The organism is Sorangium sp. So ce375, assembly GCF_051473855.1.
Classification (GTDB): Bacteria; Myxococcota_A; Polyangia; order Polyangiales; family Polyangiaceae; genus Sorangium.
This window is the reverse complement of sequence record NZ_CP150335.1, coordinates 3595512-3613825: the sequence shown is the minus strand read 5'-3', so window position 1 is coordinate 3613825 and position 18314 is coordinate 3595512. Positions and strand designations below refer to the sequence as shown.

General features: G+C 69.6%; 13 protein-coding genes. 11 read left to right on the top strand and 2 right to left on the bottom strand.

Translation table 11 applies throughout. From position 1 onward, the window contains the following. Positions 1-421: 421 nt before the first annotated feature. From WME90_RS13680 to WME90_RS13650, 7 genes are all read left to right on the top strand, one after another. Positions 422-2086: an FAD-dependent oxidoreductase gene (locus WME90_RS13680; protein WP_437281549.1), complete on the top strand. Its 1665-nt coding sequence runs from the start codon at positions 422-424 to the stop codon at positions 2084-2086. A gap of 38 nt (positions 2087-2124) precedes the next feature. Continuing rightward, positions 2125-2268, top strand: a complete 144-nt coding sequence (locus tag WME90_RS13675; protein WP_437281548.1) for a hypothetical protein — start codon at positions 2125-2127, stop codon at positions 2266-2268. A gap of 72 nt (positions 2269-2340) precedes the next feature. Continuing rightward, on the top strand, positions 2341-3408 hold the full coding sequence (locus tag WME90_RS13670) for a hypothetical protein (RefSeq protein WP_437281547.1): 1068 nt from the start codon (positions 2341-2343) through the stop codon (positions 3406-3408). After that, positions 3408-4862 carry an SBBP repeat-containing protein gene (locus WME90_RS13665; RefSeq protein ID WP_437281546.1) on the top strand — a complete coding sequence of 485 codons (1455 nt, stop codon included), beginning with the start codon at positions 3408-3410 and terminating at the stop codon, positions 4860-4862. The genes WME90_RS13670 and WME90_RS13665 overlap by 1 nt, the downstream gene beginning before the upstream one ends. A gap of 23 nt (positions 4863-4885) precedes the next feature. Continuing rightward, positions 4886-6484 carry a thrombospondin type 3 repeat-containing protein gene (locus WME90_RS13660; protein ID WP_437281545.1) on the top strand — a complete coding sequence of 533 codons (1599 nt, stop codon included), beginning with the start codon at positions 4886-4888 and terminating at the stop codon, positions 6482-6484. A 286-nt stretch (positions 6485-6770) separates the two neighbouring features. Beyond that, entirely contained in the window at positions 6771-7832 is a 1062-nt protein-coding gene (locus WME90_RS13655; protein WP_437281544.1) for a hypothetical protein, read from the top strand. A 227-nt stretch (positions 7833-8059) separates the two neighbouring features. Continuing rightward, positions 8060-9421: a hypothetical protein gene (locus WME90_RS13650; protein ID WP_437281543.1), complete on the top strand. Its 1362-nt coding sequence runs from the start codon at positions 8060-8062 to the stop codon at positions 9419-9421. Between the two features lie 33 nt (positions 9422-9454). Here WME90_RS13650 and WME90_RS13645 read toward each other — a convergent pair whose 3' ends face one another. Together WME90_RS13645 and WME90_RS13640 are read right to left on the bottom strand one after the other, a co-directional pair. After that, positions 9455-13576 carry a hypothetical protein gene (locus tag WME90_RS13645; protein WP_437281542.1) on the bottom strand — a complete coding sequence of 1374 codons (4122 nt, stop codon included), beginning with the start codon at positions 13574-13576 and terminating at the stop codon, positions 9455-9457. A 317-nt stretch (positions 13577-13893) separates the two neighbouring features. Then, on the bottom strand, positions 13894-14715 hold the full coding sequence (locus WME90_RS13640; protein WP_437281541.1) for a WHG domain-containing protein: 822 nt from the start codon (positions 14713-14715) through the stop codon (positions 13894-13896). A gap of 281 nt (positions 14716-14996) precedes the next feature. On the opposite strand from WME90_RS13640, the gene WME90_RS13635 reads away from it, so the two are divergent. From WME90_RS13635 to WME90_RS13620, 4 genes are all read left to right on the top strand, one after another. Then, entirely contained in the window at positions 14997-15269 is a 273-nt protein-coding gene (locus WME90_RS13635) for a hypothetical protein (RefSeq protein WP_437281540.1), read from the top strand. Further along, a complete protein-coding gene (locus WME90_RS13630) occupies positions 15266-15865 on the top strand; it encodes a 6-bladed beta-propeller (protein WP_437281539.1) in 600 nt (199 codons plus the stop codon). The genes WME90_RS13635 and WME90_RS13630 overlap by 4 nt, the downstream gene beginning before the upstream one ends. Beyond that, positions 15862-16755, top strand: a complete 894-nt coding sequence (locus WME90_RS13625; RefSeq protein ID WP_437281538.1) for a hypothetical protein — start codon at positions 15862-15864, stop codon at positions 16753-16755. Before WME90_RS13630 ends, WME90_RS13625 begins: the two co-directional genes overlap by 4 nt. Positions 16756-17043: 288 nt before the next feature. Further along, positions 17044-17967: a transposase gene (locus tag WME90_RS13620; protein ID WP_437281537.1), complete on the top strand. Its 924-nt coding sequence runs from the start codon at positions 17044-17046 to the stop codon at positions 17965-17967. Positions 17968-18314: the final 347 nt, after the last annotated feature.

Sequence of the window (18314 nt, the reverse complement as noted above, 5' to 3'; positions counted from 1 at the left end):
GGCGCAATGCCTCACCGTGAGGCCTGCGGCGGCTCCGATCGTGCGTGGCGCGACAGGCAGCGGGCGCGGTACGCGATCTGCATCGCGGTCTACCCGATGCGGGTGGGTTGGCTCCGGAGCGCCACGACGTTTTGTGCGCTCGCGTGCAGCTCACCCGCTTGTCGCCCGCCCGCTTCAACCGCGTCTCCGCCAACCGGCGGAGGGGACCTGACGAGCTCGCCCGAGCGTGCATTCGCGCGCGAACGAAGAACGCCGCCGGCGCGCGTCCCCCCGCGCGCGCCGGCGGCGCGGCGGCGGTGGAGACCGCCGCCGGGGCGCGCAGCGCGGCGAACCACCTCGCCTTCCGGGCGGCGGACGACACAACCGATCACCGAGCCGGAGCGCCGGGCCGAAGCCCTCGGCGACCACGAGCGGAGAGCCTATGACGGAACGAGCCTACGATAAGAACACCGCCTGGACCCACGCCGTCATCCCTCCGATGACCCCCCTCGCGACCGACCATGAGGCGGACGTGTGCGTGGTGGGCGCCGGGATCGCCGGGCTGACGACGGCGTATCTCCTCGCAAAGGCGGGCAAGCGCGTCGTCGTCCTCGACAACGGCGCCATCGGCGGGGGCGAGTCGGGGCTCACCACCGCCCACATCACGCACGCGCTCGATCGACGCTGGGCCTCGCTCGCGAAGCTCCACAGCGGAAGCAGCCTGCGCCTCGCCGCAAGGAGCCACACGACGGCCATCGAGACCATCGAGCGGCTCGTCAAGGACGAGGCGATCGACTGCGACTTCCGGCGCGTACACGGCTATCTCTTCGCGGCCCCGGGGTCGCCCCCGGCCACCCTCCGGGACGAGATCGAGGCCGCGCACCGCGCCGGGCTCGGCTCGACCCATTACGTCGACCGCGCGCCGCTTGTCGATTTCGATACGGGGCCCGCGGTCCGTTTCCCCGATCAGGCGCAGTTTCATATCCGCAGGTACCTCGCGGGCCTCGCGCGGGCGCTCGAGCGTGACGGCGGCAGGCTCTATACCCTGGCGCACGTGGTCGACGTCGACGAGGATTCCGTGCCTCACCAGGTCGTCGTCAGGACGGCGCGCGGGCACCGGGTGGTCGCCGGCGAGGCCGTGCTCGCCACGAACTCGCCCTTCATTCCGCGCATCGCCGTGCACCTGAAGCAGGCCGGTTACCGGACCTACGTCATCGGCCTGCGTATCCCCCGGGGCGCCGTCCCGCCGGGGCTCTACTGGGACACGGCCGAACCGTTCCATTATGTCCGCCTGGCCGACATCGATGGCCCGAATGGCCCCGACGAGGTGCTCCTCGTGGGAGGAGAGGACCACAAGACCGGCCAGGCCAGCGACGCGGATCAGCGCCACGCGCGGCTCGAGGCGTGGGCGAGAGAGCGCTTCACGCAGGTCGGCGAGGTGGTGCACCGCTGGTCCGGCGAGGTGATGGAGACGGCCGACGGGCTCGCGTACATCGGTCGCGTCAGGAAGGGATCGAGGATCCTCATCTCCACGGGCGACTGTGGCAACGGCATGACCCACGGGACGATCGCCGGCCTCGTGATCTCGGACCTCGTGCAGGGCCGCGAGAACCGGATGGCGTCGCTGTTCGATCCCACCCGCGTCAACCTGAGGCTGGCCGCCCTGTCCGAGGTTGCGAAGGAGAACCTCAATGTCGCGTGCCAGTACGCCTCATGGCTCGGCAAGGGCGATGTCCGCGACGCGGCGGAGATCGCGCCCGGCACCGGCGCCGTCGTACGAAGAGGCCTGAAGAAGCTCGCCATCTACCGCGATCCCCAAGGGCAGCTCCACGAGATGTCGGCCATGTGTACCCACCTCGGCGGCGTCGTCTCGTGGAACTCCGCGGAGCGCAGCTGGGACTGCCGCTGTCACGGCGCCCGGTTCGACGCCATGGGCCGCGTCCTCCGCGGGCCTGCGACGGCGGATCTCACGCCGATCGCGCCGAGCGAGGCGCCTCTCAGCGTCGGAGGATCGGTTTCACCGCCAAGGGAGCAGGAGGGGGTCGCCCGCCCGGCGCCGGCCGCTCCCATGCCCGTGCCCGTGCCCGAGAGTCGCCCGGCCACGTGAACGGCGCGAGTCGTGAACGCCAACATACGGTGAGCGCAATGGACGCGTTCGACGCAATGGACGCGTTCGACGCGTTCGACGCGTTCGGTGCAAACGACGCGAACGACGCGCTCGACACGATGCGCGCCATTCGCGTGCGCGCGCCACGGCCCCATGAGCACGATGCGCGCGCGCTGGCGTAGTTGACCCCCGCGCGAGCGGCGTGCGATCATGATCGGGTGGTCCGGGACAGTCCCGGGCAGCTTGGTGATGAGATGAATTTGTTGCGCCCCCGTGCCTCCCGCGCCGTAGGCATAGCCCTGGCTGTCCTTTCGGTCACCGGGGCGCTCCCGGCGCGCGCCGAGCCCTCGGCGGCCGATCGTCAGACCGCGCGAACGCTCCTCATCGAGGGTCGCAAGAAGCGCGACGCGGGGGACGTCGCCGGCGCCCGCGAGGATTTCCAGGCGGCCCACGCGCTCGTGCGCGCCCCCACGACGGGGCTCGATCTCGCGCGCGCCGACGAGGCGCTCGGTCGCCTGATCGAGGCCCGGGAGACGGCGTACGAGGTCGTCCACCTGCCCCTCGGGAGCGACGAGCCGTCGGCGTTCACGCAGGCGCGGGCGACCGCCGCGGCGATGGTCGAGCAGCTCGAGGCGCGCATCCCGTCGCTCCTGCTGCGGGTCGAGGGCGCGGCGCCGGACCAGCTCGAGGCGCGCGTGGACGGCCAGCCGATCCCCCGCGCGGCGCTCCCCTACCCGCGCAAGCTCAACCCCGGTCGCCACGAGGTGGTGGTGACGGCGCCCGGCTTCCAGACGGCGCGGCGCGAGGTCACGCTGAAGCAGGCCGAGCGCGCGCCGGTGGAGGTCCGGATCCTCCTTGTGCCGGGGCGCTCGATCGAGCCGAAGGCAGGCGTGGGCACAGGTGGGAACGTGGGCACAGACGTGGGCGAAGGACAGCTGCCGCCCGCGGACACGCCGGCGGAGCCCCGCGCGCCCGTGCCGGTGTGGGCATGGACGGCGGGAGGCGTGGGGCTCGCAGCGCTCGCGGGGGGCGTGGTGTTCGCTGTCGATCACGCGGCCGCGCGGGCGCAGGTCGAGGAGGAGTGCCCCGGCACCGTGTGTGTTCGGGGCGTCCACGACTTCGAGAGCATGGAGGCGCTGCGCGCGCGGTGGAACCGGAGCCTGGGGCTGTCGGTGACCCTCGGCGCGGTCGGCCTCGCGGGCGTGGGTGTGGCGCTCGGCGGCATCCTCCTGCGGCCAGGGGCGGGCGGCGAGCGGGCGGCGTCGATCGTGCCGGTCGTGACTCCCACCGCGCGGGGCGTGGTGTGGCAGGGGGTGTTCTGATGAAGGCGCAGCGGTTCTATCCGGCGACAGCCGGCGCGGCGCTCGGCGTCGTGATGGTCGGCGCTGCGGCGCTTGGCGGCGCGGCGGTCGGCTGCGCGCCCGATCTCAGCCTGGCGGCCCCTCTGGGCGCCGGAGGCGAGGGTGGCGGCGCGCCACCGCCGTCGGGTGGCGACGTGCAGTGGGCGCGTGCGCTCGGTGGCGACGGGGAGCGCGCAGGGACGAGCGTGGCCGTCGCCGACGACCGTACCGCGGCGCTCCTCGGCAGGCTCACGAAGGCGGAGGACGTGGCCCTCGACGACGAGAGCGTGACCCCGATCGGCGAGGAGAACGTCTTCTGGGCGCGGCTCTCGGCGAGCGACGGGTCGGGGCTCGGGCTGAAGCGCTTCGGCGCGTTCGATCCGCAAACGGTGAACGCGCTCGCGCCGGACGGGAACGAGGGCCTCCTTGTCGCGGGGGAGTTCTCCGGCACGCTGGAGTTCGGCGGCGAGCCGCGGACGAGCGCTGGCGGACGGGACGGCTACGTCGCGAGGCTCGACGCCGAGGGGCAGGAGCTGTGGCTGCAGCCGCTCGGGGGCATCGGCTTCCAGGCGGCGACCAGCGTGGCCGCGACCGAGGACGGGCTCCTCGTCGTCGCCGGCCGCTTCTCGGGCGCGCTTCACGTCGGCAAGGACCGGCTCGAGAGCGCCGGAGGCAGCGACGTGTTCGTGGCGAGCTTCAACGCCGACGGGGCGCTGCTCTGGAGCGAGCGGTTCGGCGACGGCTTCGATCAGCAGGCCCGCGCCGTGGCGATGGACGAGCACGGCAACGCGATCGTGGTCGGAGATTTCGCCGGCACGCTCGATCTCGGGGGCGATCCGCTGCAGAGCGCCGGGGATTTCGATGTCTTCGTGGCGAGCTTCGACAAGCTCGGGAAGCACCGCTGGAGCAAGCGGTTCGGCGACGCGGGGCCGCAGCGGGCCAAGGCGGTCGCGGTGGACGGGGCGGGCAACGTGATCGTCGGCGGGGAGTTCGGCGCGACGATCGATCTGGGCGGGGGCCCTCGGACGGCCGGAGAGCACACGGCGGTGTTCGTGGCCAAGCTCGATTCCAAGGGCGAGCACATCTACAGCCGGGTCATCGGCGAGCACGGCGCGTCGCTGGGGCAGCTGCTCGTCGACGGCGCCGGGGACGTGGTCGTCGCGGGCGGCTTCCGCGGAGAGGCGGAGCTCGCGGACGGCGCGGTGACGAGCGCGGGGGACGACGACGTGTTCGTGGCGAAGCTCGATCCGGAGGGTGGCTTTCGGTGGAGCCACCGCTTCGGCGGCGCCGGCGCGGACCGGGCGACGGGCGTGGCCATCGACCGCGACAGGCAGGTCTACGTGACCGGCGCGTTCACCGGGAGGGTGACGTTCGGGGAGAAGCAGATCGAAGGCGGTGAGGGCACCGACGTGTTCGTGACGAAGCTGTCGCCATGAAGGCCATAAAGGATGGAGGCGCGATGAAACGTGCGGGGACGAGGGGCGTGCGGTCGCGCGGGCGACGGTTCTCGGTGGGGCTCGTGGCGGGCCTGTTCGGGCTGATCCTGCCGGCCGCGGGGTGGGCGGAGGACGCCGATACCGACGGCGACACGGTCGTGGATCCCGTGGACAACTGCCAGCAAGCACCGAACCCGGATCAGCAGGATACGGACGGCGATGCGCTCGGCGATGCCTGCGACAACTGCCTGTCCGAGCCCAATCGGGATCAGCGGGATTCGGACTCCGACGGCGTCGGCGACGCTTGCGACAACTGTCCTGTCGCGATGAACCCGGACCAGTCGGATGCGGAGGCGGACGGCACCGGCGACGCCTGCGACGACGATGACGACAACGACGGTGTCCTGGACGCCGACGACAACTGTCCTGTCACGGCGAACGCCGATCAGGTCGACTCCGATGGAGACGGCACCGGAGACGTCTGCGAGGCCGGCGACGACGACGGCGACGGCATCGACAACGACGCCGACAACTGTCGCGACGTCCCGAACCCGCTCCAGCAGGACAGAGACGACGACAAGCACGGCGATCTCTGCGACAACTGCCCCGCCACGCGCAATCCGAACCAGGAGGACAGCGACGGCGACGGCATCGGCGACTTCTGCGAGCCCGACATCGACGCAGACGGCGACGGGCTGCGCAACGCAGAGGACAACTGCCCTGCGGATCAGAACCCCGGCCAGGAGAACGCGGACGGGGACAGCCTCGGCGACGCCTGCGATCCGGACAGCGACGACGACGGCGTGGTCGACGTGGAGGACAACTGCGCTGTCGTCTCCAATCTCTTCCAGGAAGATACGGACGGCGACGGCACCGGCGATGCCTGCGAGGACGACGACGACAACGACGGGGTCGTGGACGACAGCGACAACTGCCCACACGTGCTCAACCAGGATCAGACCGACGGCGACGGCGACGGCCGCGGCGACGCGTGCGACCTCGGGGCCGACGTCGACGGCGATCACGACGGCATACCGAACGAGACGGACAACTGCCCGGACGTGCCAAACCCCGATCAGACGGACGCCGACGACAACGGCGTTGGCAACGCTTGCGAGGACGTGGACGGAGATGGCCTGACCGACGCGGCGGACAACTGCGACGAGGAGTACAACGTCGATCAGGCCGACAGCGACGGCGACGGCCAGGGTGACGCCTGCGAGGAAGACGACGATAACGACGGCGTGCCGGACGAGCAGGACAACTGCCCGTCGGTCCCCAACGCGGATCAGGCCGACAACGACGAGGACTACCAGGGTGACGCCTGCGACGTCGACGATGCGGACGACGACAACGACGGCGTCCCGGACGTCGACGACAATTGCCCGCTCGCGGCCAACCCGGATCAGGTGGACGGCAACGCCGACGGGGTCGGCGACGCCTGCGATGGGAGCAACGGCGCGGGCAGCAGCGGCGGCGAGACCACGGGGCCGGAGGTCTCCTCCGGGCTGGTCTGCGCGATCCAGCGAGGCGAGCGCGGCGGCACGCTCGTCGGCCTCGTGGGCCTCCTCGCAGGCGCGCTGGGCCTGGGCGCCCGGCGGCGGCGCGACCGCGCGGCGTGACCGCCGCTGCGCGCGGCCGCGGCGCGCAGCGATGACACAGTGACACAGTAAGAGGTTGCCCGCTCGGTCGCCGCCTGGAAGAGAAGAGGAGACCGCGAGCACAACGTGGGTTATCTCCCCACGACCACACGCCGGTTTCGCGGTGGCTCCGCGTTTTTTTCGCGATCCGCAATTTTTCTGAGCCGTGGCCAGGCCGCGGCGGAACTGCTCCGGATGAACGCGCCGGTATACCCGCTCCGCAGCTCGCGCTGCGGACGGGAGCGCCTGAGCCACCTCTGGAGACACCATGCGTCTAGCTCTCCCTCTCTCTCTTTCGTTGTTGACCGCCCTGTTTGGACTCACCCTCAGCGCCGGCTGTAGCGACAGCACCGTTGACGGCGCCGCCCCGTCCGGCGGCGCAGGCGGCGGCGACACCGCGAGCGGCGGCGGCAGCGCGAGCGGCGGCGGCAGCGCGAGCGGCGGCGGCAGCGCGAGCGGCGGAGGGGCCGGCACCGGCGCTGCGGGCGGAGGCATGGCGGTCCCGACGAGCATCGTCGAGTGCCAGGGCCACACGTATCAGTGCGGGGATCTCATCGACAACGACAACGACGGGCTCCTCGACTCGCAGGATCCAGACTGCCTAGGCCCGTGCGACAACACCGAGGACAGCTTCTACGGGGGGATCTCCGGTCAGGCTGGGCCGGCGTGCACCGTCGATTGTTATTTCGACCAGGACTCTGGCTCCGGCAACGACGATTGCCACTGGAACCACCAGTGCGATCCGAACGAGGTCGCGCCCGGGTTTCACCCCGAGTCCCTCAACGGGACGATGTGCGCCTATGACAGCGGGGCCTCGACGCCGGGCGCCGCCGGCCAGAGCTGCAGCGATCTCAACCGCGAGCAGTCCGATACCTGCCACAGGATCTGCGGTCCGCTCACGCCGAACGGCTGCGACTGCTTCGGCTGCTGCGAGCTGCCGGCCGGCAGCGGCAGCTACGTCTGGCTCGGCTCCGACGCCGACGGCAACCGCGAAGGCTCCTGCGCGCGCGGCCTCGAGTCCGACCCGACCCGCTGCGAGCCCTGCACGCCCGTGGACGCTTGCCTGAACGACTGCGGCCACTGCGAGCTGTGCCTTGGCAAGGACACGCTGCCAGACGACTGCTTCGAGAGCGGCACCGGCGGAGGGGGCGTCGGCGAAGGTGGAGGCAGCGGAGCCGCAACAGGCGGCGGCGGAGGCACGACCGGCAGCGGCGGCGGGGCCACAGGCCAGTGCGCGGCGGACGTCCAGCCGTGCGGGCTCGCCGGTCAGGCGCCTTGTGACGCTGGCTACTACTGTATCACCGGCTGCTGCCAGGCCATCGTGAACTAGCGTCGCGCTGGCCCGGGTTCTCCCTGGATTCGAGGCCAGGGATTGAACCATGAAAAACCCAGAAGAACCGGGGTGGTTGTGTTCCCCCTGCTCCGTGGCCGCCGCGCCTCGTGATTCACTGTCCCTGCTCGAAGCGGCGACAGGATCGCAGGTCGCGGCGCAGGCCGCTCACGGGCTGAGGAGCTGTGCCCGCGGCCATTGGACATGGTTTGAAAGGAGACGAGTCGATGGTGATGCGCTCGATATCTGTTGGGATGCTGTGCGCCTTGATGGGGATGGGGTGCGGCGGTGACGACGAGGATAAGCCGCAGAGCTGCTCGGTGACCGCGCAGACAGGGTGCACCGCCCCGCAGGTGTGCGAGGAGGTGGAGGGCGCCGAGCCCGCTTGCTTCGAGCCGGTGACCCTGAAGGGGCGCGTCTACGACTCGCTCGACGACAAGGCCATCGCGGGCGCGCGCGTGCTCGCCCGGGACCCGAGCGACGCGGTGATCTCCCGGGTTGCGGTCACCGGGGCCGATGGGACCTATGAGCTCGCCGTGCCTGCGCGGCGCGACGCGAGCGGCGCGCCGATCGAGGCCAACATCACGCTGCGCGCCGACGCGCAGGCGTACGAGACGTTCCCGAGGGCGCCGCGGGTCGCGCTGCCCATCGACCTCTCGACCGCGACGGGCAAGCCGCTCTCCATCGCGTCGGCGGCCACGGAGATCGCGCTGCTGCCGCTCTCGGACGGCGAGGGGCTCGGTTCCCTCTCCGGGGTCGTCCACGCCGATCAGCCCGGCGGGACGCTGCTGGTCGCGGGCGGCGCCACCGGCGCGGCGGATCTCGACGGCAGCTACACGATCTACAACGTGGCTCCCGGCGACGTCACGGTGAAGGGCTATGCCGCCGGCCTCGCGCTCGACACGGCGAGCGCGACCGTCAGCGCGGGCAAGGAGACGACGGGCGTGGATCTGCACGCGACCGGCGACGCCACGGCGGTGGTGAGCGGCAAGGTCGAGATCGTGAATGCCACCGGGGGGAGCGAGACCTCGGTCATCCTCGTCGTGGCCGACACCTTCGACGAGGCGACCGCGCGCGGTGAGGCCCCGCGAGGGCTCCGGCAAGGCAACGTCACCGGCGATTTCTCGATCGCCGGGGTGCCCGACGGCGATTACGTGGTCCTCGCCGCGTTCGAGGACGACGCGCTGGTGCGGGATCCTGACACGTCCATTGGAGGGACCGAGATCGTGCGCATCACGGTCTCCGGCCAGGACCTGCCCGTCCAGGAGTCGTTCAAGGTGACGGGCGCGATCGGCGTGATCTCGCCTGGCGCGAGCACGCTGGAGGAGGTGAGCGGGACACCGATGTTCGTCTTCGAGGACGACTCCAGCGAAGATCTGTATGAGGTGAGGTTGTTCGACGCGCTCGGCGCGAAGATCTGGGAGGACTTGGAGGTGCCCAGGGTTACGGGGAACGAGAGCGTCTCTGTCGAATATGACGGTCCCGCGTTAATCCCCGGGATGATCTACCAGTTCAGGGCCACCTCGAAGAAGGACGGCACGCCCATCTCACAGACCGAGGACCTGAAGGGCACCTTCGTCTACAGGTGATCGCAAGGCGGGCGCGGCGCGCGGGCGCCAGCGTCAGCAGCGACGGCGGCGGGCGCGGCGCGCGCTGCGGAGCGCCACGAGGATGCCGCACAGCGCGAGCGCGCGGGCCGCTCCTGGCGCAGGCCCTGTCTCACCGCCCATGGCGGCATACGCGCAGTTGACGCTCAAACAGCAGCAATGGTCCGGGGGCGCTCCTCCTTCGGATTGGCCCCCTCCCCCTGCCCCGCCCGTCGCATCTCGGCCACCGCCGACCCCTGTGCCGCCCGCTCCGCTGGCGTCGTCGGAGCAATCTCCGCCGGCGCCGTCATCCCTGCCTCCAGCGCCCTCAGCTGGCGCTCCGGCGCCGCCGCTGCTGCCCGCGCCGCCGCTGCCGCCCACGCCGCCGCTGCCGCCCACGCCGCCGCTGCTGCCCGTGCCGCCGCTGCTGCCCGTGCCGCCGCTGCCGTCCGCGCCGCCGCCGGCGCCCACGCCGCCGCTGCCGCCCGCGCCGCCGCTGCCTACGACCCCGTCCGGCGGGGTGGTGATCGGCGTGTTCCGGCAGCCGAAGAAGTAATGACACTCGTCCGTGGTCGTCGGATCTCCGTCGTCGCAGTCGAGCGGGATGTCGCTCAGACAGATTCCCTGGAAGCAGAACTCGGTGCCATTGCAGATATCGAAATCATCGCAGCTGGCGCCGTCCGGCAAGATGACGTCGGCGGGACAGCTCCCTGCGCCGTCGCAGTACTCCGCGGGATCGCACAGCGAGGTCGCGATGCGGCAGATCGTGGTCGGCGGCTCGGCGGTGCACAGATCTGAGCAGCAATCCCCGTTGCGGAGGTTGCCATCGTCGCACTCCTCGCCCAGGCCGAGCTCGCCGTCGCCGCAGATCGCGGGCCTCACCGTGAACACCGTCGGATCGGCCGCGCCGGCGAACAGCGGCTCGTCGGTCATCACGCTCGACTCGTTGACGCCGTCCGAGTCGGCGTCGAAGAAGAGCGTGGCCTGGTTCGTCACGACGAGCCCGTCGGTGCGGGGAAGGACGAGCGCTTCCATCGTGAGCACCACCCACTCGTCCGGCTCGATCTCGCCGTTCCAGCCCACCGTGTTGGTGGTTGGATCGGCCGAGACCGCACCTTTGTCCGCGACCGCACCTTCCAGCCGGAGCTCGGGAGGGAGCACGTCCACGAACTCGAACCCTGGGTTGTCGGGCTGCACGCGCCCACCCGTGTTGGTGATGAGCGCCGTGTAGGCGAGATCCTCGCCGGCGATGCGCTCGCCGATGACGGTGAGATACCCGATGAGGCGCGCTGGCAGGGAGACCTCGATACTCTCCTTGCTCTCGTTGTTCTCCGGCGCTGGATCGTACTCGCTCGAGCTCACCTTCGCCGTGCTCTCGATGTCCTCGTCGACCGCGGGCGGCGTGAGGGTGGGCGCGACCATGGTGACAACGATCGACGAGCTCTCCCGTGCGGCGAGCGACGCGCGCCGGCACACGAGCTCTTCGTCGTCCAGGTCGCATGTCCAGCCTGTCCCGGAGGCGCTGACGAGGCTCGCCCCGACGGGCAGCACGGACGTCACGACGACTTCGCTGGCGTCGCCTGGCCCCTCGTTGGCGACGTCGATCGTCGTGCTGAACTGCGCGCCGGGCGACACAGGATCCGGCGCCGCCGACTGGGTGATGGCCAGATCCGCCCCGCAGGCCCCTGCCACGACCGGCACCGCCGCGAGCACGACGTTGTCGATGGCGACACCGCACGGCCCGGGGCGCCCGACATCCGTGCAAACCTGGCTGTCATCCTGCGTGTAGTCGAAGCGGAGCCTCACGGTCCGCCCGCGCAGCCCCGCGCCAGGGAAGCGGATCGACACACGCTTGTTCCCGCCGGAGCTGCCGGACCATACCGAATGATCCTCGAGGTAGTCCGGATCGTCCCGGGCTGGAAGGTGCTTGGGGAAATGTCGGCTCGCGCCGGTGACGATCCGCTCGGCGAACGCCTCCGCGAGGACCGCCCGCTGCGCGGCGCCGGCCGTCAGATCTTCCACGTGCAGCGTCAGACCGTCGAACGCCTGGATGAGCTTTTGAGGATCGTCCTCCAGCTCGTAGGTGAGATCGAAGTCGAGCGTGACATAGGAATTTCCGGAGCTCTCCGGGATGGACACGGAGGGTGATACCAGCGCGACGGTCGACGTCGCCGGCTCCTCGTCGTGAAACGCCGCGTTGTTGCCGGGCGTGAGCGTCTGCGCGACGGTCCACGGCGAGGCGGCGGCCGTCCCACCGGCGCGCACCGACTGCCAGCCGGAGGGCAGCGCGGGCGCGCTCGCAGCGTCGAAGTCCTCGCGGAGGAGGACGTCCGTGGCGCCGGGCGAGCCCGTCTCGAGCTGGATCGGCAGCTCGACCGTACCCTGCGCCGAGCTCACCGTGAGCGTCAAATCGATCGGCGCTCCCGGAACGAAGCCGCGGGCCGTCTTGAGGAGGAACGGAGCGTCGCTGGCGACGGTGCGGAGGGGCTCGATATCGGGGTAGAGCGCGCTCGCCCTCACGACGGTCACGGAGGGTGTCTCGGTGGACAGCGTGGCTGTGATCCGTGAGACTACCGTCCTGCCAGAGACAGGGTTGGCGAGGTAGTTCTCGAGGTAGACGCCGAGCTCGACGAGCTCACCGGGATCGATGCGCTCGTTCGCGAGGGCGCCGCAGGCCGCGTCCGAGATCCGGGTGCCGGCGGCGCGCAGCGGCGGGACGCGCTCGAGCTCGTCGAGGATGTCGAGGTGAACGTTCGGCGCGATCAGGGAGGTCGACGTCGGCTGCCCCTCGTCGAACCGCGGCGGGGTGGCCGTCATGCTGAAGACGCTGTAGAGCTCGCCGGCGAGCGCGACGCCCCCGATGCGGTCGCCCAGGTTCTGCCGGGAGTCGTCGTTGCCGTGGCCCGCGTGAAAGGGGTGGTCCGAGATCGGCGCAGTCGGGCTGAAGGACGCGCCTTGATCGCTCGACGCGGTGTGGACGATCTCGGTCATATCGCCCGAGCTCTCTATATCCTGATCGTAGTAGACGATGTGCGCTGTGCCGGTCGTTCGGTCGACGGCCACGAAGGGGAAGAACTGGGCCCGATCGCGGCCTGGATTGCTGTTGACGAGGACGGCGCGGCCTGCGGTGCACTGACCCGTGAAGGAGCGCAGGGCGATATCCCCGGTCCCACGGGCGTCGCTCCGCTGATAGGCGACGTAGACCTTTCGCGTGGCCTGGTCGACGTCGATCGAGGGGGCGCTCCTTCCGGAGTCGACGCCGAGGATCTGGTCTTCCGGGGGGTAGCTTGTCTCGTCGAGGAGGGTGAGCGGTTCCCAGGTGACGCCTCCGTTGACCGAGCGGCGGCAACCGATGTTGCGCAGCGACGTCCCCGGCTCGATCGTGCGAAAGACGGCATAGACGACCGAGTCCCGGTTGGACGCCCCGGGGAGGATGCGCGCGCTCGGCCCGTCGACCTCGCCGCCGGCGGGGACCTGCGCGATGGTGGACACGGGCGACCAGGTCTGGCCGAGATCGTCGGAGTGGCTGTAGAGGATCCTCGGAGACGCTGCGCCGCGCTGAACCCAGGTGACGGAGAGGCGCCCGGTCGCCGCGTTGACGTCGATGGCGGCCTGCTCGGCGCTCTCCCCTGCGATGAACGCGGGGGCCACCTCGACCGGCGCGGACCAGGAGGAGCCGGCCGTACTGCCGGGGTTCGAGACATGGATGCAGAGGCCCTGGAGGCCGTCGGTGGGGCGGACGAAGGTGGAGGAGCTGACGAACATATCGCGGCTCGGGTCGTGGATGACGCGGGGGGCGCCGAGCACCTGGCCGCCGGCGACCGAGGGCAGCGCGCCCATGCCGTTCGGGCCGAGGACCTCGGCGAAGGTTCTCCCGCCGTCGGCGGAGCGCGCAACGCCGGACAGGCTGCTCGGATTTGCGAGGGCGCCGCGCGGATCCGTGTAGGTAGCGACGAGGATGCTCGCGTCCGCGTTGGCAGCGATCGCGGCCTGATGCTGGGCGCCGTGCGCATCGGGCGCATGCACGGTGCGGTCGGCGCTCGCGGCGGCCGCGAGCCGCGCTGCGCCGAGCGCCTCCGGTTCGTCGCTGCCACAACCTGGGCCAGCGATGAGGAGCCCCCCGCTGAGCAACCAAGCGACCGTGCGTCGCGCGCGCATAAGCACCTCCAATTGGAGATAGATGCCGCGAACTCGCACGACGTGCCGATTTCCCTGAACATACAAGGCCTGTCCGACGGAGAGGCGCCGTGTGCTGGGGTCGGTCTCGCGCAGCAGCAATGCAAGCCCCGCGCCGGCGCGATAGATGCGCCAGGCGCGGAGGTCGGCGCCAACCTTCTTTCCCTTTCTTCCTGGCCGGCGAGCCGAATGCCAGGAGTCGGTGCGTCGGGCGCGGATGGTCCCGCGAATGCTCGGGCAGCGGCAGGCGCCTGGGCGGACGGCTCAGGTGCGGTATCGTTGGCCGCCGCGGTGACGGCTCACCTGCGAGGCGCGCGGCTCGGGGGACACGCGGAGAGCACGAGGTCCGCGAGACGGCGCGCCGCGGCGAAGGCGGCCCCTGCGTCTGGGACGGCGCCTTCACCCGGGGCGGGGCCCTCACCCGGGTTGGCTGGGGCCCCCGGGGCGGGGCCCTCACCCGGGTTGGCTGGGGCCCCCGGGGCGGGGCCCTCACCGGCGCCCTGACCCGGGTTGCGTTTTTCACCCGGGTTGGCTGGGGCTCCAGCCGGGTTGGAGGAAGCCTCAGCTGAGGAGCGGGATCCACCAGGAATAGAAAAATTCGCCATGGGAGAAACTTCCGACGCAGCACCACCCAGGTTGGCGCGCCCGCTCAGAGCGAGCATCGCGATGCCATGGAGGCCCGCAAAGAGCACATAGGTATCCTCTTCCGGACGCCTGCTACCGTGTTGGCGCAAGAGTTCGACGAAGGAGCTCCAAAGAGGGGGAGCGAGCCGCAGGCGCCCCTGCTCGCGCAGGCGGGCCCGGTCGAAGCGGCGCTCGGCCATCAGCCAGTACAGGTCCGGATGGCGTAGCGCAAACTCGACGTAACCGACGGCGAGCGACCGCGCGTCGGCGCCAGCGCGCGCCCGCGCGTCGAGGAGCTCCACCAGCCATCGCCACCCGAGGCCGTCGACGCAAATGAGGAATCCGTCGAGCGAGCCGAAGTGGTGATACAGCACCATCGTCGTCTGGCCCAGGAACGCCGCAAGCTTGCGGGCCGTCAGGTCGTCGCGCGTCAGCCGCCCCTCGCAGAGCGCCACGAACACGCGCTCCACCGGCTCATCAGCATTCATCACACCCATGGCCACCATCCTGACACGTCCGCATCTCCGCCGTTGACACCGGAAGCATAACATTGTTATTCTCGACGGTCATGGGATGGCTGAGCAACGAAACATCGGCCGCCGGGGCGCAGCGCGGGGACCGCCGCTGGTCGGTATGGTTGGCGCTCGCAGGGAGCGCGCTCGCAGGAGCGTGCATCTCGCGACCGCCGGCGACGGACGACACACCTACGGGGCCCTACACGGTCGTCGACGGGTGGCCGCGTGTCCCTGACGGGTTGGTGTTCGGCCCGGCGCTTGACGTGGCGGTCGACGCGCGGGGCCGCGTGCTGGTCAGCCATGCGGCCGGGCGCACGTCAGGGAACGACACGCCTATCAGCGAGCCCACCATCTTGGTCTTCGATCCCGAGACGGGCGAGCTGCTCGACGCGTGGGGAGAAGGGCTGTTCGTCTATCCACATGGGATCGAGGTGGATCGGAACGGCTTCGTGTGGGTGACGGATTCCGAGCAGAACCTGGTGTTCAAGCTGACGGCGGAGGGAGATGTGATCATGACCCTCGGCGAAGCGCCATGAAGGGCTGCAGCGCGTGGATCCTCGTATCGCTCGCGGGCATCGGGTGCGTTGAGAGCCCGGAGCAGCTCGACCGGCCCACGAACGTGGCCTTCGGCCTGGACGGCGACGTCTACGTGGCGGACGGCTACAACCATGCGCGCATCGCGCGCTTCTCCGAAAAGGGGGAGTTCGTGATGGAGTGGGGTGAAAAGGGCTTCGGGCGAGGCCAATTCGACACACCCCACGGCATCGCCACCGACGACGAGGGGCGCGTTTACGTGGCGGACCGGGAGAACGCGCGTGTTCAGGTCTTCAGCGCGGACGGTCACTACCTCGCGCAGTGGAAGAGCGCAGCGCTGGGGCGCCCATGGGCGATCGCCTTCGGACCCGATCGGCACATCTACGTTGTCGACGGAGGCGATCAAGACGAGGAGCGGCCGCGAGGACATGTGCTGCGGATGGATCTCGACGGGAAGATCGTGGAGCGGTGGAGCACGTGGGGGGACGATCCCGGGGAGATCGACTGGGGGCACGGGATCGCAGTGGGGCAAGACGGCAGCGTCTACGTCACCAGCCTGAGGGGTCGCGGCGTGCAGAAGTTCCGGAGGACGAAGTGAGGGGGAGAGAGAGCTCGCTCGCGCCGACCATCGCGCTCGCGTTCACCGTGGTTGCCTCGGCCGGGGCGCTCGCGGCGGCGCCGTGCTGGGCACAGACAACGGGGGACGTCCCGTCGCGACCGGGAAGCCGCGGCTATGTTGCACTGTACGGTATCTTCACAACCTCGCCGCAAGGCCGGGAGCTGGCTACGATCCACGTCGCGCCGCAGGTGGCGGCGGGAGTTCGCCTGAACAGCTGGCTGCGCGCAACCACGGACGTCACGTCGGCCTGGACTACGTTTCGGATCGAGGGCGAGGCTCGACGCTCGTCGTTTCGCTTCGGGAATCCGTTCGTGACCGTCCAGGCAGCGCTGATCGAGGAGCGAAGCCGCTCGATTTACGCCGGGGTCGGCGTTGCACCGCCGGTGACGACGTTCCCTGGCACCATCCCGGAGAATACGGAGGTCGAATACAACTACGCCGTAGCTACGGCCGCGCGCGGATTCGCGGATTACTGGATGTGGGCGCCGAACGCGATCCCGATCGCGCTATTGTTCCGGAGCCGGGCGGAGCTGTCCATGCCGGTGGTCGTCGGCGCTGAGCTGGATCCGGCCGTGCTCGTTTCCGTGAACTCCAATCCGTCTCGGCTGGCGGTTGTGGCCGCCGCGCATGCGGGCTTGCGGATAGGTCTACTGACCCCCGGGCTGCGAGTGCAGATGTTCGCGCAGTCAGCGCCGCTCGCAAGGCGAGATTTCTCCCAGTGGGCGGCGATCTTGTATGCGAACGTGGAATTCCAGTCGGTGTTCGTACGCTCCCAGGTTGTCGTCAACCTGGATGCGCCGTCTGGGCTGACCGGGCTGCGAGGGGCGACCAGATGGGGGACATCGCTAGGAGGCGGGGTCCACCTGTAGTTCCGTTACCCGACCCAGGTTGCGTTAACGGCGACCGTTTTACCCGACCCAGGTTGCGCTACCGGTCGTAATCTGCCCCACACTTCATCCATCACGTGCACAGCACACGCTGCGTACCGAACTATATTGCAACGTCGCGCTGCTGCGCGCTGCTTTGCCCCCCCGACCTGCCACCTTGGGTGGCGCAAGTGGCGGAGGCGATGGCGGCCGCCACCCGTTCGGGCGCCAACGTCCTTAAACATTAGCGGATTTCACGCTTGGCATGGCGCTTGACACACTCGTCCATAAATGAGCCAACCTCGCGCGATTGTCCCCGGCGCTACATATCTTCTCACTCGTCGCGTGCTGCGAAGACATTTCCTCTTCCGACCTGATTCCGCGATCACCCAGCTCGTAATCTATACTCTAGCGGTCTCGGCCCATCGTTATGGTATCCTGGTACACGCGCTCTGCGTGATGTCCACGCACATTCACATCGTTGTCACCGACACAAACGGCGAACTTCCCAAATTTCTTCAGCGATTCCATCGACTTGTCGCACTCGGAACCAAGATCCTGCGCGCATGGGAGGGGCCGGTGTGGGACGATAGAGCAACAAGCGTGGTACGGCTAGCGACACGCGAAGCTCTGGTGGAGAAGATCGCTTACACGCTCGCCAATCCAGTCGCGGCTGGCCTCGTACAGCATGCGTGCGAGTGGCCAGGAGCGAAGGTGAGCGTCGGCGACATCGGCCGCGGCCTGCTGCGCGCCCAACGCCCTGAGACATACTTCAATCCACAGAACCCTGAATGGCCGACCGAGGCAGAAATTGCGATCGAGCTACCACCGTCAATCAATGACTGCGACGCCCACAAATTTCGCAGTGAGATCAATGCAATGATCGATCGTCACGAGAGGCAGGCTCGTACCACCCTGCAACGACAGGGACTTAGTTTCCTTGGGGCCGCGCGCGCGAGAAAGATTTCCCCTTACAAGCGCGCGACGAGCATCGAGCCACTTCGCCAGCTCAATCCAACGTTCGCCGTTGGCCGTGAACGAAGAGACGCCCAGCGCGCCGCCATCACTGCCATACACGCCTTTCGCGTCGCATATCGCCAATCGCTCAACCAATGGCGCGCAGGCATACGCAGCACAACCTTCCCCGCGGGGACGTGGTGGATGCGCGTATTCCACGGGGTCGCCGTTAACGAAGGTGAGCTCGCGGCCGCATAGGCGCAGGGCCAGCATACATTGACATCGAAGCGGCTTATGTGCCGCCATGAGGGATGAGCGCGTCCGCCATACAACAATACCGACGCCTGGTTGCCGTGTTTGTTGTGGATGGCGTACCGAGCACGTCTTCGCTCCACCTCAGGCTCGACGTAACGTATGCTCAACCACGGCGATTCAACCGACCGGCGCGCCGGTCCGGGTTGGCTCATGGCTGCCGGCCTGGCGTGAACAGGGTTGGTCCGGTCGAGACGTCGACGTAGCAAGAGTCGACGTTACCGCTGCAACGAGAGACGAGTCAGGACCGGGGCCGCTCTGCGGTACGCCTCGTGTAGCGCTCCACGTCTACG

Excerpts from the sequence above, each read along its gene's own strand:
- WME90_RS13680 (WP_437281549.1), top strand. The coding sequence starts at position 422 with ATGACGGAACGAGCCTACGATAAGAACACCGCCTGGACCCACGCCGTC.
- WME90_RS13675 (WP_437281548.1), top strand. The coding sequence starts at position 2,125 with ATGGACGCGTTCGACGCAATGGACGCGTTCGACGCGTTCGACGCGTTC.
- WME90_RS13670 (WP_437281547.1), top strand. The coding sequence starts at position 2,341 with ATGAATTTGTTGCGCCCCCGTGCCTCCCGCGCCGTAGGCATAGCCCTG.
- WME90_RS13665 (WP_437281546.1), top strand. The coding sequence starts at position 3,408 with ATGAAGGCGCAGCGGTTCTATCCGGCGACAGCCGGCGCGGCGCTCGGC.
- WME90_RS13660 (WP_437281545.1), top strand. The coding sequence starts at position 4,886 with ATGAAACGTGCGGGGACGAGGGGCGTGCGGTCGCGCGGGCGACGGTTC.
- WME90_RS13655 (WP_437281544.1), top strand. The coding sequence starts at position 6,771 with ATGCGTCTAGCTCTCCCTCTCTCTCTTTCGTTGTTGACCGCCCTGTTT.
- WME90_RS13650 (WP_437281543.1), top strand. The coding sequence starts at position 8,060 with ATGGTGATGCGCTCGATATCTGTTGGGATGCTGTGCGCCTTGATGGGG.
- WME90_RS13645 (WP_437281542.1), bottom strand. The coding sequence starts at position 13,576 with ATGCGCGCGCGACGCACGGTCGCTTGGTTGCTCAGCGGGGGGCTCCTC.
- WME90_RS13640 (WP_437281541.1), bottom strand. The coding sequence starts at position 14,715 with ATGGGTGTGATGAATGCTGATGAGCCGGTGGAGCGCGTGTTCGTGGCG.
- WME90_RS13630 (WP_437281539.1), top strand. The coding sequence starts at position 15,266 with ATGAAGGGCTGCAGCGCGTGGATCCTCGTATCGCTCGCGGGCATCGGG.
- WME90_RS13620 (WP_437281537.1), top strand. The coding sequence starts at position 17,044 with ATGAGCCAACCTCGCGCGATTGTCCCCGGCGCTACATATCTTCTCACT.